Consider the following 21,432-nt stretch of genomic DNA (forward strand, 5'->3'; position numbering starts at 1 on the left):
GTATTTTATAGCGATATTTAGTGATTCAAACAACATTAAAGCGATGGTAAAATACAGTGTGGCTAGTCTTGTTAAAATATCATATGTTCAAGTTATAGTGAATTGAAATATTAGAACAAGGACTAAAGTCTTTCCCAGCTGAAGCTGGGGGTTTTAACCAAAAAGGTGACTATAAAAAGTAGGGCTGGAACACCAAAAGCTATTACTGCTACAGCAAGGAAGTTGGCATGTATGTTTTATCGGCTGTTAAAATATGGTCAAGACTATGTAGAACAGGGAATTGAGGTTTATGAAAAACAATATCAAGAAACAATGGTGAAAAACCTACAAAAACAGGCAACACGATTAGGGTTTAGTGTGGTTAAAATAGAATCTTTGGGAGGAGCAGTTTGTTAGGAGATCAATTAAACAAGCTTATAGTCGTTCTAAGCAATTTTTTGGTTTCTTAATCATAAAATTGTTTAAGTTACACTTTGTGCAACCAACCTAACCTTTTTGTTCAGTCAGTGTGACATATAGTATGTGCACACCGCAGATCTTGGATAATGACGACACAATTCTTGATTTTCATCGAGTATAATAGGCAAGCAAACTAGGTGTACATTTACTAGTCTGTCCGGCAAAACTCTATAAGTCTTATAGATAATAGGGTTTAATGGCAGAAAATAATAAAGAAATCCATAAGAAAATGTTAAAATATGCTAATAAACCTTATGGATTTCAGTCAATATGCCAATAGAAAATATTATCAAATCACAAAAACAAGGAAAACTTTTTGGTTATAAATTAAAAGAAGAATTAAACTCAAATAATAAGCTATATAAATTAAGAGAATTAATAAATTGGTCTGGTCTAGAAGAATGGTTATCAAAAAATGTTTCTATTAAGAGATTTGGTAGAAATAGAAAATGTCATAGAGTGATGCTTGGTGTAACGATGCTACAAGCAATGTATAATTTTTCAGATTCATTAGCAGAGGAAGAACTAAAAGAAAACATGTATTGGCAATATTTCTGTGGGTGGGAATATATAGAAACAGATATAGCGATGTCGGAAACTAGCATAAGAAGATGGTTCTGTCGCATATGTTGGACAATAGAAAAAAGATTGATATAATGATCTAAAAAAGATGTTAAGATGTTTCGTATTACTGCAAGATTATTATCATATTTCAAAGGATTTTGTTCTTCACCAGAAATAATAATGTTATTTGTCTATATGAAATGCCGATTTTCTTTAAGTTATCGAGATTTGGAAGAAATGATGAGTATAAGGGGAGCAAAAATTGATCACTCTACATTACAAAGATGGGTTATAAAATTTGTACCATTGATAGATCAGGTGGTTAGAAAAAGAAAGAAGCCAGTTGGTAGTAGTTGGAGAATGGATGAGACTTATATTAAATTAAACGGTAAATGGGTTTATTTATATAGAGCACTAGATAGTCTTGGTAATACTGTAGACTTTCTGCTACGTAAGCATAGAGACAAGCCTGCAGCACTTGCATTTTTTCGTAAAGCCTTTAGAGAGAATAATTTTCCTGAGAAAGTAGTAATTGATAAAAGCGGTAGTAATACGGCTGCTCTTAATGATTTGAATACAGAAGTTCCTAAAGATTATAAAATTAAGGTTATTCAGACCAAATACCTGAATAATCTTGTAGAACAAGATCATAGGTTTATCAAAAAACGTACAAAGCCAATGCTTGGTTTTAAGAGTTTTCATTCTGCAGAAATGACTATTACCGGTATAGAAAATATTCGTATGATGCAAAAAAGACAAATAATTGGAGCTAATGATAATCTTTCTACTTTTGAGAATTTTGCTATGTTAATGGCATCATAATGTCCAAAACCTTAGTTTTAACAATCTTGATATAGTATGATTTATAGATGCGACAAAACCCTTAATTGAAACAGTTTTTGATTATCTAAAAACTCAATAACAACCAGCTGAAGCTGGTGGGTTGATATCTAGACTGGAAGTCGCTATTACTCTAAAGAGATATTACTAATGCCTGTGCTATCTCTCTGATCCTAATTCTTATAAGTTACCCTGCAATACTTTTGTAGCGATATTTAGTGATCCAAACAACATGAAAGCGATGGTAAAATACAGTGTGGCTAGTCTTGTTATAATCTGTCATATATGATATTTTAATATACATGAAGAGCTTGCTCTTATGTATATTAAAATATCATATATTCAAGTTATAGTGAATTGAAATATTAGAACAAGGACTGAAGTCTTTCCCAGCTGAAGCTGGGGGTTTTAACCAAAAAGGTGACTATAAAATGAACCTTGAACATACTAGACATAGATCACCAATAAATTCCTTGGTCCATATATTATCTACTCTTGTTGCTTACTCATTAAAGAAAAATAAATCTTCAACAAAATTTGATTTTAATCTACATGTTCACAATATCCTTATCCCAAATTGACGTAATAGATAAAAATTTGTAATTTGTTTATCAACTGTTTAAAACCTTCTTGACTCTATAATTATAGTATAATATCCTAAAAATTCCATATAATCCCAAATTATCCCAATTATAACCAAAAATTAGTTATAACTTAATTATGGGATAATATTTAAGCAATTTTGCTGTCATCTCAGTGTAGGCTGGGATCTGATACCCCATGTGGTAATTATTGAAAGGTAAAGGGTAAATGAATATTTTTTTATCAAAATATATAAACAATCTTGATAAGAAAGGTCGGGTTTCGATACCTGCCAGCTATAGATTAGCTTTGTCTAGTCAGTCATTTAATGGAGTCATTGTTTATCCATCTTTTAGAAATAAATGTATTGAAGGCTGTAGTTTAAAGAGGCTTGAAGAACTAAGTCAAATGATCCAAACTTTAGACCCATATTCTGAGGAACGAGATGCTTTCGAAACGATCATTCTTGGTGAAGCTATCCAGCTTAGTTTTGATAGTGAGGGAAGGGTGATTCTACCTAAATCTTTAATAGAGCATGCTGATATATCAGATCAAGCTTGCTTTGTAGGGAAGGGATTGGTCTTTGAAATTTGGCAGCCACAAAATTTTGAAACGTATCTTTCTTCAGCTCGGCAAATTGCTCAAGATAACCGTTTAACTCTTAAGAATATCAATAAGGATATATGATACAAGAATCCGCATCATCTCATACAGCTGTTATGTTAAATGAAGTTAAGGAAGTCTTGTGTCCTAAAGATGGGGGGAATTATCTAGACTGTACTTTTGGTTTTGGTGGTTATAGTCGGATGATACTTGATTGTTGTAATTGTCAATTAGTGGCAATTGATCGTGATCCAAATGTTATAACCTACGCCAATCAATTAATAAATGATTATCCTGGTAAAGTGAGATTTATTCAGACAGGTTTTGCTGAAAGCTTTTCAGAATTAGGTCCGTTGAAATTTGATGGCATAGTTATGGATTTAGGGGTTTCTTCTATGCAGATTGATTCTGGAGATAGAGGGTTTTCCTTTACTCATGATGGACCACTTGATATGAGAATGAGTGGAGTAGGGGAGAGTGCTGCAGATTTTATAAATAAGGCTGATGAACAAGAAATAGCTGATGTGATTTATAAATATGGTGATGAATCTTATTCTCGAAGAATTGCCAAAAAAATTATAGAACACAGGTTATTAGAGCCTATTACCAATACAGCAAGATTTGCTCATATTGTTCGTAGTAGTATAGGTTTTAGAAAAGGTAAAATTGATTCCGCTACTAAGACTTTTCAAGCAATTCGTATTCATATCAATGATGAATTGGGGCAATTAGAAAGGTTTCTAATTAATAGCAAGAATATTTTAGCACCAAATGGTCGCCTAGTAATTGTTTCATTTCATTCATTAGAAGATCGAATTGTTAAAAATTTTTTAAAAGCAAATTCTGCTAAATTAGTTGCTAGGTCTAAATATGCGGCAAAAATTCTAGCTGAAGAAAATTCTAAGGAATGGCTTAAAATTCTTACAAAAAAACCATTATGTCCATCGTCTAGGGAAGTTGCACTTAATCCAAGAGCAAGATCTGCAAAATTAAGGGCTGGACAAAAAATAGATGGTACTACATATGATAGTTAGAATATTTAGTTGTATAACTGTATGTACTATAATTTTTTCTATTTATGGATTATTTAGAGTTAAAGATCAGGTTATTGCCTTGCATTATCAGCTTGGAGAGGTTTCAAAACAGTTGACTGGTGAGAGTGATAGAATTCACGTGTTAAAAGTCGAACAATCATACCTTACTTCTCCTGCTAGACTAAGAAAATTAGCATCACTTTATTTACAATTAGATACTGTTAAAGTTAAGCAAATGATTAGTGATCCTTTGCTACCTGAGAGTAAGAAATATGCAAAGTCTAACGAGGTAGGTGGTTCATATTTTAGTAAAACCAATGTTAAGTGGCGTTATAAAACAATTGCTAATAATAAATACATAAAAACCGTTTCAACTAGAAAATCAGAGTATATTCGATGAAAATCAACATTAGTATAGTACTTACATGGCAAAAAAGATGTTATCTTGTTTCGGTGCGGAATCTGAAAAAATACCTTGCAAGACTATTCAGTATTATATATCCGCTACTTTTGCAGAATGACATACTAGTAAGCAATTAGCAGCAGTATGTAGATGGATAATAATATATTTTTATTAGCATTTATAAAAAATATTCTAACTAAAATGAAAAGAAATTTTAGTAGTATTATTTTATGGGATGTAGGTGCTAACAATACCAAAATCAGATTATTAATAGTTAGCTGTTGTTTTGCTATATTTTTTTGTGGTTTATTATATCGCTTAATAATTGTTGCGACCAATGGCTATGTTAAGCTAGAATATCAAGTAAAAAATAGTGACTTTAGGAAAGAGATAGTAGATCGTAATGGTAACTTATTAGCAGTCAATTTACCTTCCTCCTCATTGTTTGCTAATCCACAGAAAGTAATTAATCCTTCGCAATGTTTAGAAAGATTATCCAATATCTTGCCTGAGATTGATAAAATGAAGTTACTTGCAGAGTTACAAAGTAACAAAAGTTTTGTATGGATCAAAAGGGATTTATTGCCAAAAGAGCAAGAAGCGATATCAAATTTGGGAATGCCAGGTTTTAGTTTTGAACAAGAACAAAAAAGAATCTATACTTTTTCCAATTTATTGTCACATATTATAGGATATGTGGGTAGGGATTTGGTTGGTCTTGCTGGGTTAGAAAAAACCTATGATAAGTTTCTAACTAATTCTGACTTTATACAGCCGGATCAACTTAAAAAACCTCTTGAACTATCTATAGACGTAAGATTACAAAATATTCTAAGTGAAGAAATAGATAGGACGTTAAAGGAGTTTAGTGCAATAGGAGCAGTAGGAATAATTGTCAACCCTAATAATGGTGAGATTTTAGCTATTGTTAGTAAGCCGGATTTTAATCCACATTATCCGAGTAGAGCAAAGCCAGAAGAGCTATTTAATATGGCAAGTCTTGGTATCTATGAGATGGGGTCTGTATTTAAAACTTTGACTATGGCCGTAGCTTTTGATACTGATGCTATAGCAATGAATGATGCTTATGATATTAGCTATATGAAGGTAGGGGGGGTTAATATCAAAGATTATCATCCAAGGCAAGGGTGGCACAGTGTTCCAGAAATTTTCTTGCATTCGTCGAATATTGGTGTTAGTCAAATTATGCTTGAAGTTGGAAAGAATGATTTTAAAAATTATTTAAAGAAATTAGGTTTACTAGATCAGCTTAAAATTGAGTTACCAGAGAGAGGTACTCCTTTGTTTCCATCTGACAAGAGGTGGAGTGATCTTACTACTGCTGTCATGGCCTATGGTTATGGCATTTCAATTAGCCCTTTACACTTTATGCAAGCAGTATTGCCAATAGTAAATGGAGGGATATTATATGATCTGACTTTAATCAAAAGGCGCGATGAGCGTCTTGTTGGCACGCGTGTTTTTAGTGAGAAAACCTCTAAACAAATGAGTGAGTTATTTCGTTTGGTGGTAAAAGAAGGGACAGGACGTAGAGCCGATGTTAAAGGATATCTTGTCGGTGGTAAAACTGGTACTGCTGAAAAATTAACTTCAGATGGGCATAGCAAGAAAAAATATCTTAAGAATAGCAGAATGTCATCATTTTTAGGTTTATTACCAGCCATTGATCCGCAATATATTATTTTTATAATGTTTGATGAACCAAAAGGAACAAAAGAATCCTTTGGCTTTGCTACTGCTGGCTGGACTGCAGCTCCTGCTGTTGGAAGAGTTCTTGAGCGAATGGTAGCACTATATGGAATAGAGCCAGTTGAAAAAGGAGAGGGGTTGTGAAGTTCACCGAGTATATGTATTTAGCCAATTATCTCCTACCTTGGTTTCAACAATAAGTGGAATGGCTAATTTAGGTGAGTTCTCCATAGTGGCTTTGATTAGGTGAGTAGCTACTTCTATTTCATCAATAGGAGACTCAAAAAGTAACTCGTCATGGATTTGTAGAATTAGCTTGGTTCTTAATTTTAATTTCCGTATTTTACGATCAAGATCAATCATTGCCACTTTTATAATGTCTGCACTAGTTCCTTGAATTGGAGCATTGATTGCTGCCCTTTCAGCAAATTGCTGTAGGGAGTGTTTCTTATCATGGATTAAGGGAATAAAACATTTCCGTCCGAATAGGTTTAGGACATAACCATGTTCCTTGGCATAGTTTTTTATATATTCCATATATTTTTGAATTTCTGGATATTCTTCAAAATATTTTTTTATATATTCTGCTGCTTGTGAAGAGCTAATATTTAACTGTTTTGCCAGTCCAAAGCTACTGATACCATAAATAATACCAAAATTTATGGCTTTTGCTTTACGCCTATGTTCTAGTGTTAAATCTTTTTCAGTAATTTTAAATATATTACAAGCCGTTTTATTATGTATATCCTCACCATTAACAAAAGCTTGCTTTAAGGAGGGTATATCTGCCATACTACTTAAGATTCGGAGTTCAATTTGTGAATAGTCAGCTGAAATTAATTTATGCCCATATTCTGCAATAAAAGCTGCTCTGATTTTGTTGCCTTCTTTCGAACGAATTGGCACATTCTGTAAGTTCGGATCTTCAGAACTAAGCCTACCAGTGCTAGTTGAAGTTTGTAAAAATGTGGTATGTACCCTATTAGTTATTGGATTTACTTGCAGGGGTAAGCTATCCGTATAAGTATTTTTTAATTTAGTTAAATGACGCCATTTTAATAATAAATCGGCAATAGCAAAACCACTCTCGCTAATTTTTTCAAGTATTTCTGCACTAGTAGAATAAGACTTAGCTTTTGATGACAATTTACCAAAGGGTAGTTGCATTTTCTCAAACAAAATTTCTCCCAGTTGCTTTGGCGAGGCAATGTTAAACTTTGTACCAGTAATGGTAAAAATTTCCTGCTCTAATTTAGTAATTTCATTACCAAATTCACTTGATAGCTGTTTAAGATACCGTGAATCGATTTTAACTCCGGCTTTCTCCATTTTATCTATTATATAGCATAAAGGTAAATCAATTTCTTTGTATAGCGCTAATGCATGATTATCCTTTAACTCTAACAATAGTTTTTGATAATCAGTACTAAAGCCAGTAATTATTTCTGCCATGGCTTCTAAATTATCCTTTTTCACCGAATCAAACGGGTTTTTTTGGGGTTTGCCAGCAGAAATCAGATATTGCATTAGTTCAAGATCCTCACATGAGTATACCTCACTATCGACAAAGAATTTTAATAATGATTTTAGTTTATAAGTGATTTTCTTAATAGACTTATTTTTTAGCAATTTGAGAATATCAGGTATAAACCATTGATGCAGATAATTTTGGCAAGAATCATCAGAAAGTAAATCAGACATATCGCTAGGGGTTCTAGCTGTAAACTTAATGTTGTAGCACTTATCATCAATAGATAAAATTATGGAAGGATTTTGTCCTAGATGATCTGATAGATAAATACTAATGACCCCATGCTCTTCAGCTTTAATCATCACAGAATCAAGCTGTTGTTTAGAAGATATCTCCTGAACTATGATTTGCTTAGTAGGTAAAGATTCGTTGGTAATTTGTATTTGGAATAAATTTTCCACTCGTTTGTTTAGAGATTTAAAATCATACTCTGCTAAAAAGTTAGAGATTTGCCTACTATCAGGTGGAGTATATTGCAATACACTAAAGTCTAAATCGATATCAACATTATAATCTAAACCAACTAGTTGCCAGGAAATTAATGCTAGATCCTTTGAGGAGTTAATAATTTCTCTCTGACGATTGTTACTGATTTGATCTAGTGAATTTAACAGCTCTGCTAATGAACCAAACTGTTTTATAAGTGTTGCAGCAGTTTTAGGACCAATGCTTGGAACACCTGGTATATTATCTGACTTATCCCCAATCAAAGCCATTACTTCCCTGAGCTTATTTGGTTCTACACCAAATTTTTCTATCACGTCATCTTCAGATATGTATTTTGCTTTTATAGGGTCATACATTTTAGTATGCGAATTAATTAATTGCATTAAATCTTTATCAGAAGATATAATAATAGTATTTTCTTGTAAGGTAGTTGTTTTATTGGCTAGAGTGGCAATTATATCATCTGCCTCACAACCAGCTTTTTCAATTATTGGGAAATTTAGGCTACTTGCTGCTAGACGAATCAGTGGTAATTGATCATTCAAGTCCTTTGGTGTAGGAGGTCTATTTGCTTTATATTGCTCATAAATTTGGTGACGAAAATTCTTACCACCGGAATCAAGAATAATGACAGCATGCTTTGGCTTAAAATCGTTCAATAGCTTTAACAACATGGAGGTAAAACCATACAATGCTCCAACAAGTAAGCCACTCGGAGAAGTTAATGGTGGTTGAACATGGTATGCTCTGAAGACAAATCCGTAACCATCAATTAGTAATAAAGTATTTTTGTTAATTGTTTCGTTGGTCATTTTGTTATTAGGACAAATGGTTATGTTTATGTAGTATACAACAATTATAATTTGCACTAAGCTTTATTAGTAATATTTTATAAAATAGACTTGCTGCATAAATCAAAGATAGTTGGTGATTTTGTCGTCGAAACTCGCCTCCGCTCCTCACGTACGTCTGTGTACGCGAAGGTAGCCGGCTTCGTTTCTCCTAAAAATCCCTCAACTATCTTTGATTTATGCAGCAAGTCTAATATTACTATTTAAGCTTAAACAGTCTTTTCCACAGGTCTATAGATTGATATTTGAGTTTTTGACTTTTTGGACAAACAGTAAAAGCCGATGATTCCGACAAGGCAACAAATTGGAACTATAGAAATTGCCATAATAAAATCAAAGCGACTATAAATAGGTACAGCTGATTCACTTAGTAGCCCATCCCAGTTGTAAGATATTAAATTACTCATAATTTTATGGAAGAAATGTCCGAATGACATATTAATGCAATTGACTATCGCAATAGCAAGTCCAGCAGATTTATCTGTAACAAGGTTACCTACAACAGTAAAAATTAGAACTTGATAACAACAAAAAACTCCTAATAAAAACATTAGAGTACTACTAATAAAGAAATTTAATGAAGGACAATATAATAGGATACTAAAAATTGCTATCGTTAGCAATCCAGTTATTATAATTATAAAATTAGATGATTTTGATAAATTAGCAATAAGTGCAAGTATTGGACCACCAAAACACATGCCTATATAAACGAATGAGGTAACCAAGTTACTTTCCATAGCATTCATTTGATAAACTTGTTTGAATAATGGAATAGCCCATACGTCAGCAAAACCTTCTAATGTTCCTACCATTAGACCACCACAAACTCCAATAAGTAAAATAGTAGGGTTTAATAATAGTTTCAATATTGAAGATTCAGGATCGCTAGTATTAGAATTACTTCTTATATCATCAGTTTTTACTAATAAAATCATTAGTCCAATGATAAATCCAACTAGAGCTAGACTATTAAAAGTTACGTCATAACCAAAATGTGTAAATAATAGCTTCATTGGAGTAATGCCAAATACTGCTCCAAGTAAGCCAAAGGTAAAGGAGAAGCCAAGCATTAAGGAATGATATTTAGTTGGGAAAGAGCTTCTAGTAATCTTAGCTACTGATAAAAAACCTACAGCAGAACCAGCTCCAATCATAAATCTACCAATGAGTAAGTAATTAAAATCAGTGCTAGCAACAAAAGTTAGAGTACCAAGAGAGGTAACTAAGATAGATAAGAATGTGACAATCCTAAAATTAAATTTATCTAGCATTATACCAATTGGTAATTGCATTCCTGCATAACCTAGATAATAATATCCAGCAAACGTACCAAATGCTATGGTATCAATGGCAAATTTTTGTATAATTTCTTCTCTAAGAATTCCAGTTGAGAGTCTTAATATAAATTGAAAAGCAAAAAACAGGGTGGCAAGAGACCATAGCAAAAGTGGTTTTTTAATGATAAAGCTTTATTCACAGGAAAATTTAAATTATAATTATGTTGTATTTTAAGGTAGCAAATTATAGTATCGATAATATTTTGTCAAACCTATTATTTTTATAAACCAGTTTGAATTATGGGTCAGTTTGAGGCATATTCGTTATTATTTATTGATAGTTTAGTAGGTAATTTAGTTGTAAGTTTAGATAGTGAATTAATCGTTCACTCTATGAAGATATTTGGTGTTTATAATAATTTAATAATAGTTACTGTCGCTACCATTGCTTCATTATTTGCTACTGGTATAAATTATTTCTTTGGTTTGATCTTATTGAAAATTTTTTATTATTCTAAAAATGAACAGGTTCATACTAACCACCAATCATTTTCCCAATTTTTTTTAAAATATAACATATTTATACTTTGGTTTATGATAATACCGTTATGGGGCAAATTTATTCCTTTAATTGCCGGTTTTACTAAAACAAAATTTTTAAGAGTTTTAGTTATTAGTGGTGTTGTCAAGTTATGTTATTATATTTGTATGATATAATTAGGGAATTTAATGAACCTTTATAGAGTCAATCCGTCTTCATCGTTTTTGGATATAGTAGCTGATTTTATTCTAGATAATTTTGCTAAAGAATCTATTAGCAATCTTAAAATTATATTGCCAAGTGGCTTTGCTTGTTTAAATTTACAAAATATTTTGATTAAGAAGCAAAATATTGCGATTTTACCGAATATTATCCCTTTTTCCAATATTATGGCTGAAGGTGAGGAAATATTTGGTATTACATCAGAAAATCTAGAACCTATAACGCTAGAGCCTATAACGCTAAAGCCTATAACGTTTTTGCAAGAGAGAATTATATTAGCAGAAATCATCCATAATTACCCTAAGCTACAATTCAGTATAACACAATCTTTACAGTTTTGTTCAACAATAGCAGAGTTATTTTATCAGCTAGCTTGTAATAATTTATCGATAGATTCTGTAAATGAAATAGAAAAACTGAATCCATCAAAATATTGGAATGTTATTTATGAATTTCTTAAATATACTCATCAGCAATGGAAAAAACAGATAGAATTGTTAGGATTGCTAGATCGTGTAAATTATCAAATAACTATGATGGAAGCAGAGATAGCACGGTTGAAAAGAGCTGATACCAATTTAATAGTAGCGGGTATCATAGGTCACAATCTTATATCATGGAATTTCTTAAAGAATGTTGCTAATTCACCATGTGGTTTTATAATTTTACCGCCTATTAGTAATAGATCTCTATTAGAATATGATAATCCTGAAGAAGATTATTTATATAGCCTAAAAAAATTACTGACAATTCTAAATAAAGATTTATCAGATTTTCAGCCTTTAGGTAATGAGCAGCAACATCATTCTATTTTAGATCAGATAATTTTTGAAGATAAAGATTTAACACTTGCTAAGCAGGAACATTTAAATATTGAAGGAAATAGGGATGACATTGGTCTAGTAAAATATTTTGAGCTTGAGGATCTTTTTCAAGAAGCAGAACAAATAAGCCTGATCTGTAAACAGTATAGTGATAAGAAGATAGCTATTATTGTTAATAATCAAACAAGCAAAAGTTTTTACTATAATTTTTTGACCAAATATTCTTTGGAATTCCAGGATTTACTAGGTGATAATTTAACAAAAATGCTAGTTAGTTCTTTAATAATTTCTGTTAGTGAAATATTATGTAATGATTTTGATATAAAAAAGTTATTCTTACTATTAAAGAATCCTTTTATTAATTGTAAATTAGTAGCAAAATTAGAACTATTAATGAGCGGCAAGAACCGTTTCATACGGCAACCTAGTCAGATGCTGTCTTTAGTAGAAAAAACCAATGATAATGCATTAATAAATTGGTGTAAGAAACTAATAGACTTACTTTATACAAATAGTGGTAGTAGTTTTATTAAAATATTAAAATCCTCGATTAAGATTGCTGAAAAACTTTATCCAAATATTTGGTATGAACAGCCGGCTACTGAACTATCAACTTTTTTATCTAGCTTAATCAAAGATAATTGCGATCTAACATTAAGTAATAAAAAATGCTTTCCAGAGTTACTTAAATCTTTAATGTTTAGTTGTAAGTATTTTGCACATAATAATTATTCTAAAAATATAATTATTGGTAAAGCTGAAGATTTAATGTTACTTAAATTTGACCTAGTAATTTTAGCCGACTTTAATCAAGGGAGCTTAGCTTCGTTATCAGCTGTGAATCAGTGGATTAATGAGCAGACGCTTAAAAAATTACATATTGCTACTGGATATGCCATACATCAATATTATTTCTATTTATTTTTGCATAATGCTCAAGTGATAATTACTAGAGCAAAAAGACAAGATAGTAAAGCTGGTTTGTTACCATCAAATTTATTATTAAAATTGCAATTTATTTTACAGAAAAGTTTGATTTCAGAAAATTATTTAACATATTTATCAGAAAATAACTTAGTGGATGTACCAAATAATGTTAATATGGTTGAGTCAATTATAACTAATCCTATTAATATTAGTTCCAATTTACAGGATGATTTAAAAATCGTAGGGGAAATAAACTCTAATCCTCATTGCGAGGAGGTCGTAGAATTGACAAAGCAATCCAAGGAAACTTATACTAATCTAGATTGCTTCTTTGCTGCTAAAACAGTTCCTCGCAATGACGTTAATTTACTTAGTTACGTTAGTAGTCCAATCTTTCCTGAGATAATCTCAGTTACTGATATAGAAATGTTGGTACGGAATCCTTATAGTTTCTATGCTAAGAAGATTCTGAATTTGAGAAGCAAGGATATGATAGGGCAGGAGCCTAAAATATCTGAATTTGGTAGTTTTGTTCATAAGGTCTTAGAACAATATTCTAAAAATTATGATAAGTTAGAAAATAACAAAGTTGGATTAATATTGGAAATTAGTAATAATATTTTACAGAATACTATTCTGCCAGCCTATACACAAAAAATTTGGCAAATAAAATTTATTCCTATTGCTGAGTCTTTTATTGAGTTTGATGAAAAACGCAGAAGTGATTTCCAATATGTTTATTCAGAATGTAGAGGAGAAATTTTGTTAAATATTGGAGGGCAAGAATTAACAATAATTGGAGTTGCTGATAGAATTGAGGTAGATAAGCTTGGGGCAGCTGTCATTATCGATTATAAGACTGGTAGCTTACCGAGTAAAAAAGATGTAGAAGCTGGATTATCTCCGCAGTTAATCATTGAAGGCTTAATGTTACAGGAAGGTGGTTTTGCTATGAAAGTTCATAGCGTTAAACAGGTTACTTATGTAAAAATTTCTAGCTCGAAGCCAATAATCCAAACTTTGGAAATAGACTTAACGAAAGAAGACTTAGATCGTCATAAACAGGGGATGATGGGAGTGCTAGAATATTATGTAACGAATAAAAACTTTCCATATGATATTGATTTACTAAAGTATGACGACTATGCACATTTGGCAAGGAGAGATTTATGAAGAAAATAGCTCGGCGTCATTGCAAGAAGCTACTTTTAGTAGCGACTAAGCAATCTAATTAATGTGGATTGCCACTACGCTCACGTGGTCTTGCAATGACGGGTTTTAACTTTCGCAGTTATGGCATAACCTAGGCTATTAAACCGATGTCTTACATCAATATTTGAGGTTATAATACACTAATTGTCTATTTGTTCTTGAATTTATTAGTTTAAAATGCTTATATAAAATCATTTTCAAAACCCACTATCCAAATCAGTGTATCATTATGTTAGAAGAAGATAGTTTTATTACTAATCTAGTAGATCAGGAATTTTCAGTTACTGAAATTTCTAGTAAGATCAAGGAGTTGCTAGAGAATAATTTTGGTTATATTAGAGTAAAGGGAGAAATTTCTGGTCTTAAGATAGCAACTTCTGGTCATGGTTACTTTAATCTTAAAGAAAATACAGCTATTCTAGCCTGTACTTGTTGGCGTCCTGTACTAGCAAAAATTAAGTTTGTACCAATTGATGGTATGGAAGTGGTAGCTAGAGGTAAGCTTTCTGGGTATGCAGGAAATTCACGATATCAGCTATCGGTAGAAGTCCTTGAACCTGCAGGTCTTGGTGCTATCATGCAAATTCTCAAGGAGCGGCAAGAGAGATTAGAAAAAGAAGGTATATTCAATAAACAAAAAAAGCCACTACCTTTTCTGCCTAATAAGATTGGGGTGGTTACATCAATGACTGGGGCGGTAATTAAGGACATTATACACCGTATTAATGACCGCTGTCCATCTCATATACTAATATGGCCAGTTGTTGTTCAAGGCGAAAATGCTGCAAGTGAAATTGCTAGTGCTATTTCAGGATTTAATGAATTAGATAAAGATATAAAACCTGATGTTATAATTGTTGCAAGGGGAGGGGGGTCTATAGAAGATCTGTGGGCTTTCAATGAAGAGGTAGTAGTACGGAGCGTATTTAATTCAGCTATTCCTATTATTTCTGCAGTTGGACATGAAGTGGATAATACTTTAATCGATTTGGTAGCTGACAGGCGAGCCCCCACACCAACTGCTGCAGCTGAATTTGCTGTACCTGTGCTTTCTAATTTACATTATACAATCAGTTCGTATTATGATGCATTATGCAGTCGTATTAATCAGCTAGTTAAATATGAACAGCAAGCAGTTAACTCTAATACTGACATTTTTAGGAGTATAACTACTTATATAGACTATAATCAACAACTTCTTGATGAACTCAGTTTTAGATTAATAGATTCTTTGCCTAACCTACTCAGATTTAAAGTGGCAAAACTTGACTCACTTAATATAGAAATATTAAATCCTCTAAAAATAGTTAATTATCAGTCGTTGGAATTAGTGCATCAATCTAATTATATGCTAAAATCTATTAGCACTAAGTTAAAAAATTATGAGCATCAATTAAATTTAAATAATTTGCTACTTACAAGTCTAGATTATAAAACTGTACTAAAACGTGGCTTTGCGGTAATTAAATCAGAAAATGGAGAATTTATAACATCAAAAGTTGTTGCAAGCAAAAAACAAGAATTTAATATTAAGTTCTTTGACGGTGATATTAATGTATGCTGCAAAAACTTGGAATAGACCTTAATTTAGGAGAACTAATGCAAAATGCAAGTACTTAAAAGTATCATCCCGATTATTATTATTGTGCAAAACTTTTTTACCTTTGCTAATCCTGAGGATAGTAGTAATCAACTATCTAATATTCAGGACAAATATTTTACTCAATGTACTGAAGAAATGTCTGATAAAGATAATCTGCTTGTTGATTGGTATCCACTAGAACCCTACCAATTTAGTCATATAGCTAAAAATGGTCACTATTGTGTTACTGGCTTAGATATTGAATTAATTAATAGTATTAGTAGCAAAATTAGCATTGGCGTACAATATGCTGATTCTGTGTGGGAGCGAGCAATATCAAATATAGGGCAGGGTAGCAGTGATATGGTGGCGGGAGCTACTTATACTGCTGAGAGAGCAGACTTTGCCAATTTTTCTCTCCCATATCGATTTGAAGAAATTTCCTTATTTACTTTACGTTCAGCAAAAAAACATTTGAGTTTTAGTAATATAAATGAATTTTTAGCTCAGATACGTTTACTAAATTTTCGTCTTGGTATAATTAAAAAAGCTGTTTATGGTGATGCAAGAACGACTGATTACCTGAATCAGGTGAGTAATAACGATATTATCATTAAATATGGAAGTAATCTAGAGTTATTTAATGGGCTGCTAAGTAATGAAATTGACGGGTTTCTTGCTGACAGAATTTCAGGGGTAGCTCTTTCATTAAACTATATTAAAAAAGATCAAATAGAAGAAATCCCTACTGGTATTAAAACCCCTGTACATTTAATGTTCAGTAAGAAAACTGTAACTCCTAACATAGTTGCACGGTTTAACGATTCAATAAAAGAATTTGTCGATAGCGATGAATATAAAAAAATCGTTAAAAGCTATATATATCATATTTTATTGCCAAAATCTATTGATTCAGAATGGTGTTATATTATTGGAGTTATCGGGAGTATAGCATTCGCGATTTCTGCTATCACTATATCCTCTAAAACAAATGCCACGTTGTTTGGTACTTTTGTATTAGCAATGTTACCGTCTCTATTAGGATGTATTTTACTCGATATTATAATAGTACACCATGGTTATAATATAAATCTTGTTTTGACTCCATATTATACTTTCCGTGTTTTTATAACGGTACTTATTGGCTTCTTTACCGTTAAACTCCTAGCTTATTATAATAAGCAGTTATATGAGGATAGTTTTATCCAAAAAATATGGAGTAATACTCTTGTTATTTGTGATTCTTTAGGGCAGGCATCCTTTATGATAATTGGCGTTGTAACCGTAATTGTACAAAGAATTGAACCGTTAGAGTTTTGGGGACCATGTTTTGCGTGTTTGACTTCTAGTGCTGGTATAATATTGCGGAATTTAATTTGTAAGCATGATAAGAATATGGAGTATATACCTAGAGAAGTTAATTTTGAAATATTTATATTATGGGGTGGAATTTTTAGTATATTATTAGATGCTTATGCTTATAACCCTAATTATAGTACAATAAAATATTCTATGATTACAGTAATTGCAGGTGCTTTTGTCAGTAGGTTTTTAGTTCACTACTATAATATTCCAAACTTAACTTTTCGTTCGGATAATGGGAGTACAACTGTTGAAAGTTAAAAACCATCATTGCAAGGAGGCATGAGCCGACGAAGCAATCCACAAAAATATAATAAGTAATTTGGATTGCCGCGTCACCACTAAAGCGGCTTCTCGCAATGGCGTTTAACTAAAAGTTGTATACATCTTACTAATTTTGTGTGCATCGCCTAGGGTAGTGGGGTCTAAAATAACCTGATTCGATGTAACTTGTTATATCAAATTCAGGTTAAGCTAAGATTAACATATGGCTAAAACCTTCTTAGGTTAACTATAAATAAAGGAGAATTAGATATGAGTAAAACAAATGATAAGGTATCAATTTTTACTAAAGCCGTTAAGCAAGTTTTTAAATCGGCTAATCATACTTTGAAAAATCTACAAGAAAATATTTATAAAAAAGAAAAAGAAGTATTAGATATAAAGAACCTCAAAGATAAAGAAAAAATTGCCAAACAATCAGCAAAAATAGAAAAAAAGATAAAAAAAATAGAGGAATATAAAAAATTAGTTGAGCAAAGGCAAGCGAATTTATTAGCAGAAATTACTAAGTATAAAGAGTTAATTGAATTAGCAAGGCAAAAACCTCAAGAAAAAAAGACAAGAGAACAAGTGAAGTCATGGGAAGAAAAACTTAATGCATGTAACAAAGAGATAGAGGATTATAACAAGTTAGTTAACTCCCATGACAAACAGCAAGCAGTAAAGGAGACAAAACAGGAATAAAAGCAAGAAGAGCAACAGAAAAAGCAAGAAAAAAAGGAGATAAAGCAACAGCAAAAGCGAGAACTTTCCTATCAAGAAGAAAAAGAAAAATTTTTTAAAATATGTAGCGATATTTTAAAAGATCAAACTCGTTTAGAGAAAATATTATCTCCTTTAGCAGAGCCTAGAACAAAAGAAAAAGGTATTGGTAAAGGTCAGGCATTTAAAGCTGCCATAGAGGGTATACAATTCGCAGTAAGTCATGCTAAAACAACTGTTGGCGTTATAACTTCAGGAGGGTTTTATGCTAAGGAAATAGAGAAATTACAGAAAATATTAAATGGTGAAGAAAAATATGATCCATCTAACCTTCCTTTCTTTATAAAATTGTTACAAGATCCTGATACAAAAACATTTCTTACTCAAAATGTTGAAATAATTAATGGATTAGTGGAAAATCTTGCTCCAGTTCTTACCAAGATTGCATTAAAAGAGATGGGGAAAATAGATGAGATACAAAAAGATTTTAACTCTAAAAAAGATGATATACAGAAATTACCGGAACTAGACAAAGAATTACAAGAGCTAAAATCGTCTACAATAAGAAAAGAACCTAAAATTAAAGAATTAGAAGAAAAAATTGATTCTTTAAAATCTCTACAAGCCAAGTATGATAGGGCTATTTTATTACAAGAAATTAAAGAAAGCTGGTTTTGATGAAAAATATATAAACAGTCAATTATTACCTATTGTCAAAAATATCGTTGTTGAGATACTTAAAACCCCTGAAAATATTATAGAAATTGTGCAGCTAACTGCTGACAGAGCTTTATCTGACGACCCTCAAGTAAAAAAAGATTTACTTGGTACAATATTAGATAAAATAGATATTAGTGTACTTATAAAAAATGATATACTATCTAAATTCTTAATTAATGATGGAGAAAATATAGCAAAAGCATCGCAAATAATCATTGAATCCAATACAGAATTGCAGGGAACGCTTAGTAGCTTAGGAATAGGAAAAGAATTATTACCAAAAATAGTACCTGTACTTTCAGAACTTATTGGTAACGTTTTAGCAGACCATGAAGGGGTTAGTAATATATATGAAGCTTTAAAGCCAGTTATATTGAATGATACTGATGATAAAGTGCAAGAGGCTAAAACTATTTCGGAAGTAAGTCACCTAGATAAACAAGGTGGAGCTAAAAAACTTGCTATTATTAAACAGTTACCTAATATTTTGTTACAAGATGCAACCTTAACAACATTAAAGGAAAAATTGCCAGATGTTTTAGCAAAAAATAAAACAGAGATTGCCAATATTGCTGTTCAAGTTCTGCCAAAATTACTTGAAACACTAAAGAGTAATGCTAAATCTTTGGCTCAAAGCAATACTCAAAATTTAGAAAAAGAGGATATTTATAAAGTAGTAGCATCACCTATTATTCCGATTCTAGCTAATGTGAACCCTGAATTTTATGGGAAGGTAATTCCTGTAGCTATTGATGTACTACAAAATACCATGAAAGCGGTAAGTCTAGAACAAATAAAGGAACTTTATCAAGATATACAAACAATAACTCAGGAAACTAGCGATATTGAGTTAAAAGATCAAGCTACAGAAAGAGTAATTAAACAATTTATAGGACTACTTGAAAATGCAGATATCCAGCAAAATATAAAGGAGGATTTGCCAAATTTACTTAGAGAAAATACAGAAACTATTAAGGCTATAGTTAATAATATTAGCAATAATAATCCTCAAATTGCAAGATATGCTGTACCACAAGAATTGATAGATGCTACAGTACCATTAATTGTTGATATAGTGTCAGATGGTCTTAGTACAGTGCCAGAGCTAGTTAGAATTAATAGTAATTTAGCTAAGTACCAAAATGCAGCTAGTAATGAGGTTTCGCTAGGAATTTTGTCTAATATAATTGATGATGTAGGTAGGGTTGCTCAAAATATTACTCCTCTATTAACTAAGAACATCCCTGCTTATTTACAACAAAATAAAGCTACTATTTTAGCAGTTACAAAAAATGTAACTGAGCAACAAGAGATTAAAAATGCCCTAGATCCCGCTGGAGTTAAACCTGAGCTGGTATTAAAGATGGCTGAGTTAGCTATTGATACTGTTCCACAAATATTACCAATAGCAACTGATTTGGTTAATGCTACTTTAAAAGATAAAGAGGGGGTAACAACTATTATTACTAAAATTCAAGACCTAGTAAATAGTCCTGAAGAAGAGAAAATTGCTCAAGCTGTTACAGTAGCAGATTCTATTTTAGATTTTATAAATAAACCAAAAAATGCAGATGTGAGGAAAATAATTGATAAAGATATTCCAAAGTTTCTTGGCGAGAATGCTGAGCGATTTGGTGCTGTAGTTGATGAATTTCTCAATACAACAGTTGTGGGTAGGAATTTAAAAGTAAAAGGTCAGGAAATTATTGAATTAGCTGGCAACAAGATACCAGATTTAACAAAGATAGCCGAACAATTTAAGACTGGTAATTATAACATGGGTATGTTCGGGATATTCAAATTATTATCTGACAGGAAATTACTAGGAATAGTATCAGAAACATTAGTTGAAGGGGCTAGATTCCTAATACAAAGAAGTTTTACCTCATTGAGAACACGTAGACAAAAATGGAGTGAATCTTTAGGCAAAGTTCATTTTAGTTTTTCTGATAAAGATTCTCAACAGAGTTCTCAGCAAATAGATGGACAGAAACTTGATTTAGGTAAGTTACTGCAACAACAAGCTGATGCCACTGATATTAGTACAATCTCAAAAACTGTAGAATATTCTCTAATAAGTAAAGATTTCAGAGGTTTTGTTTTTGACAAAGAAAATCCGATACCTACTAAAAATGTTATAGTTAATGGGTTTAATTTTGATAAGGCGATATTTAAAGAACGTTCTTTTCAAAATAGCGAAATTAGCAATTGTTCTTTTAAAGGAGCTATTTTTAAAGATAAAATTAGTTTCGAAGGGACAACTATTGATGCAAAATCTTTAAAAACTCTTTTGCCTGCAATTAATCAATATAATAAAAATCATGCAAATAATAAAATAACTTTAGATAATGTGAAAATTGTTGGCGATATAAGTGGGCTAACATTTAAAGATATTTCTATGAAAGGCACGGATTTGACTGAGGCACAATTTACTTCAGAAGACTCTAAGAGCAAGACAATTAGTAAAGCTACGTTTGATCAGGTTAGTTTTGACGAGAGGACGAAATTACCTGAACATAAAAAAGATGTTCAAAGTGAGGCTAGAAAAATAGGTCAAGAAGCAACTAGTTATGTGGCAAAGAGTACTAAAAGCAAGAATAGTGAAATGGTCATTAATGATATAAAGGATAGTGTATCTAAACATGTTGTGCCAAATAGGACATCTAACAGCGATATAAAACATTTGCCATCTCCCAAGTCTAAACAAACAGCAATTACTGGAAGCGTAATATAACCTCAAGTATCGATGTAAGA

General features: G+C 31.6%; 17 protein-coding genes. 15 read left to right on the forward strand and 2 right to left on the reverse strand.

The window, feature by feature from the left end:
- Positions 1–165: 165 nt before the first annotated feature.
- The 8 genes from AAHN00_RS14360 to AAHN00_RS14395 all read left to right on the forward strand — a co-directional run bounded on the left by AAHN00_RS14360 (position 166) and on the right by AAHN00_RS14395 (position 6,339).
- Complete coding sequence (locus AAHN00_RS14360) at positions 166–396, forward strand: hypothetical protein (RefSeq protein ID WP_342271671.1); 231 nt, start codon at positions 166–168, stop codon at positions 394–396.
- Between the two features lie 333 nt (positions 397–729).
- Positions 730–1,116: a transposase gene (locus tag AAHN00_RS14365; protein WP_342271672.1), complete on the forward strand. Its 387-nt coding sequence runs from the start codon at positions 730–732 to the stop codon at positions 1,114–1,116.
- Positions 1,117–1,137: 21 nt separating this feature from the next.
- Positions 1,138–1,845 (forward strand): IS6 family transposase, encoded by a 708-nt coding sequence (locus tag AAHN00_RS14370; protein WP_342270905.1) that lies wholly within the window; start codon positions 1,138–1,140, stop codon positions 1,843–1,845.
- A gap of 449 nt (positions 1,846–2,294) precedes the next feature.
- Entirely contained in the window at positions 2,295–2,444 is a 150-nt protein-coding gene (locus AAHN00_RS14375) for a hypothetical protein (protein WP_342271673.1), read from the forward strand.
- A gap of 229 nt (positions 2,445–2,673) precedes the next feature.
- Positions 2,674–3,132, forward strand: coding sequence for a division/cell wall cluster transcriptional repressor MraZ (locus AAHN00_RS14380; RefSeq protein WP_342271674.1), 459 nt, complete (start codon positions 2,674–2,676; stop codon positions 3,130–3,132).
- On the forward strand, positions 3,129–4,082 hold the full coding sequence (rsmH, locus tag AAHN00_RS14385; RefSeq protein ID WP_342271675.1) for a 16S rRNA (cytosine(1402)-N(4))-methyltransferase RsmH: 954 nt from the start codon (positions 3,129–3,131) through the stop codon (positions 4,080–4,082). Before AAHN00_RS14380 ends, rsmH begins: the two co-directional genes overlap by 4 nt.
- Positions 4,072–4,482, forward strand: coding sequence for a hypothetical protein (locus AAHN00_RS14390; protein WP_342271676.1), 411 nt, complete (start codon positions 4,072–4,074; stop codon positions 4,480–4,482). The genes rsmH and AAHN00_RS14390 overlap by 11 nt, the downstream gene beginning before the upstream one ends.
- A 183-nt stretch (positions 4,483–4,665) precedes the next feature.
- Positions 4,666–6,339, forward strand: a complete 1,674-nt coding sequence (locus tag AAHN00_RS14395) for a peptidoglycan D,D-transpeptidase FtsI family protein (protein ID WP_410521459.1) — start codon at positions 4,666–4,668, stop codon at positions 6,337–6,339.
- Between the two features lie 3 nt (positions 6,340–6,342).
- Here AAHN00_RS14395 and polA read toward each other — a convergent pair whose 3' ends face one another.
- Both polA and AAHN00_RS14405 read right to left on the reverse strand, forming a co-directional pair.
- Positions 6,343–8,985 (reverse strand): DNA polymerase I, encoded by a 2,643-nt coding sequence (polA, locus tag AAHN00_RS14400; protein WP_342272698.1) that lies wholly within the window; start codon positions 8,983–8,985, stop codon positions 6,343–6,345.
- 248 nt (positions 8,986–9,233) lie between these two features.
- On the reverse strand, positions 9,234–10,472 hold the full coding sequence (locus AAHN00_RS14405) for an MFS transporter (RefSeq protein ID WP_342271677.1): 1,239 nt from the start codon (positions 10,470–10,472) through the stop codon (positions 9,234–9,236).
- Positions 10,473–10,604: 132 nt separating this feature from the next.
- On the opposite strand from AAHN00_RS14405, the gene AAHN00_RS14410 reads away from it, so the two are divergent.
- The 7 genes from AAHN00_RS14410 to AAHN00_RS14440 all read left to right on the forward strand — a co-directional run bounded on the left by AAHN00_RS14410 (position 10,605) and on the right by AAHN00_RS14440 (position 21,412).
- Positions 10,605–11,021: a DedA family protein gene (locus tag AAHN00_RS14410; RefSeq protein ID WP_342271678.1), complete on the forward strand. Its 417-nt coding sequence runs from the start codon at positions 10,605–10,607 to the stop codon at positions 11,019–11,021.
- Between the two features lie 48 nt (positions 11,022–11,069).
- Positions 11,070–13,991, forward strand: coding sequence for a PD-(D/E)XK nuclease family protein (locus tag AAHN00_RS14415; protein WP_342271679.1), 2,922 nt, complete (start codon positions 11,070–11,072; stop codon positions 13,989–13,991).
- Positions 13,992–14,259: 268 nt separating this feature from the next.
- On the forward strand, positions 14,260–15,609 hold the full coding sequence (gene xseA, locus AAHN00_RS14420) for an exodeoxyribonuclease VII large subunit (protein ID WP_342271680.1): 1,350 nt from the start codon (positions 14,260–14,262) through the stop codon (positions 15,607–15,609).
- A 27-nt stretch (positions 15,610–15,636) separates the two neighbouring features.
- Entirely contained in the window at positions 15,637–17,235 is a 1,599-nt protein-coding gene (locus tag AAHN00_RS14425) for a transporter substrate-binding domain-containing protein (RefSeq protein ID WP_342271681.1), read from the forward strand.
- A gap of 273 nt (positions 17,236–17,508) precedes the next feature.
- Complete coding sequence (locus AAHN00_RS14430) at positions 17,509–17,940, forward strand: hypothetical protein (RefSeq protein ID WP_342271682.1); 432 nt, start codon at positions 17,509–17,511, stop codon at positions 17,938–17,940.
- A gap of 366 nt (positions 17,941–18,306) precedes the next feature.
- The gene (locus AAHN00_RS14435) at positions 18,307–18,636 is read left to right on the forward strand and encodes a hypothetical protein (protein WP_342271683.1); all 330 of its coding nucleotides are present in this window, start codon (positions 18,307–18,309) and stop codon (positions 18,634–18,636) included.
- Complete coding sequence (locus tag AAHN00_RS14440) at positions 18,590–21,412, forward strand: hypothetical protein (RefSeq protein ID WP_342271684.1); 2,823 nt, start codon at positions 18,590–18,592, stop codon at positions 21,410–21,412. The genes AAHN00_RS14435 and AAHN00_RS14440 overlap by 47 nt, the downstream gene beginning before the upstream one ends.
- Positions 21,413–21,432: the final 20 nt, after the last annotated feature.

The sequence above is a fragment of the Candidatus Tisiphia endosymbiont of Parasteatoda lunata genome, assembly GCF_964030955.1.
Classification (GTDB): domain Bacteria; phylum Pseudomonadota; class Alphaproteobacteria; order Rickettsiales; family Rickettsiaceae; genus Tisiphia.

What these genes read in the sequence shown, in the direction of transcription:
- AAHN00_RS14370 (WP_342270905.1), top strand. Translation starts at nt 1,138, where the DNA reads ATGTTTCGTATTACTGCAAGATTATTATCATATTTCAAAGGATTTTGT.
- rsmH (WP_342271675.1), top strand. Translation starts at nt 3,129, where the DNA reads ATGATACAAGAATCCGCATCATCTCATACAGCTGTTATGTTAAATGAA.
- AAHN00_RS14380 (WP_342271674.1), top strand. Translation starts at nt 2,674, where the DNA reads ATGAATATTTTTTTATCAAAATATATAAACAATCTTGATAAGAAAGGT.
- AAHN00_RS14365 (WP_342271672.1), top strand. Translation starts at nt 730, where the DNA reads ATGCCAATAGAAAATATTATCAAATCACAAAAACAAGGAAAACTTTTT.
- AAHN00_RS14440 (WP_342271684.1), top strand. Translation starts at nt 18,590, where the DNA reads ATGATAGGGCTATTTTATTACAAGAAATTAAAGAAAGCTGGTTTTGAT.
- AAHN00_RS14410 (WP_342271678.1), top strand. Translation starts at nt 10,605, where the DNA reads ATGGGTCAGTTTGAGGCATATTCGTTATTATTTATTGATAGTTTAGTA.
- AAHN00_RS14390 (WP_342271676.1), top strand. Translation starts at nt 4,072, where the DNA reads ATGATAGTTAGAATATTTAGTTGTATAACTGTATGTACTATAATTTTT.
- AAHN00_RS14425 (WP_342271681.1), top strand. Translation starts at nt 15,637, where the DNA reads ATGCAAGTACTTAAAAGTATCATCCCGATTATTATTATTGTGCAAAAC.
- AAHN00_RS14375 (WP_342271673.1), top strand. Translation starts at nt 2,295, where the DNA reads ATGAACCTTGAACATACTAGACATAGATCACCAATAAATTCCTTGGTC.
- AAHN00_RS14430 (WP_342271682.1), top strand. Translation starts at nt 17,509, where the DNA reads ATGAGTAAAACAAATGATAAGGTATCAATTTTTACTAAAGCCGTTAAG.
- polA (WP_342272698.1), bottom strand. Translation starts at nt 8,985, where the DNA reads ATGACCAACGAAACAATTAACAAAAATACTTTATTACTAATTGATGGT.
- xseA (WP_342271680.1), top strand. Translation starts at nt 14,260, where the DNA reads ATGTTAGAAGAAGATAGTTTTATTACTAATCTAGTAGATCAGGAATTT.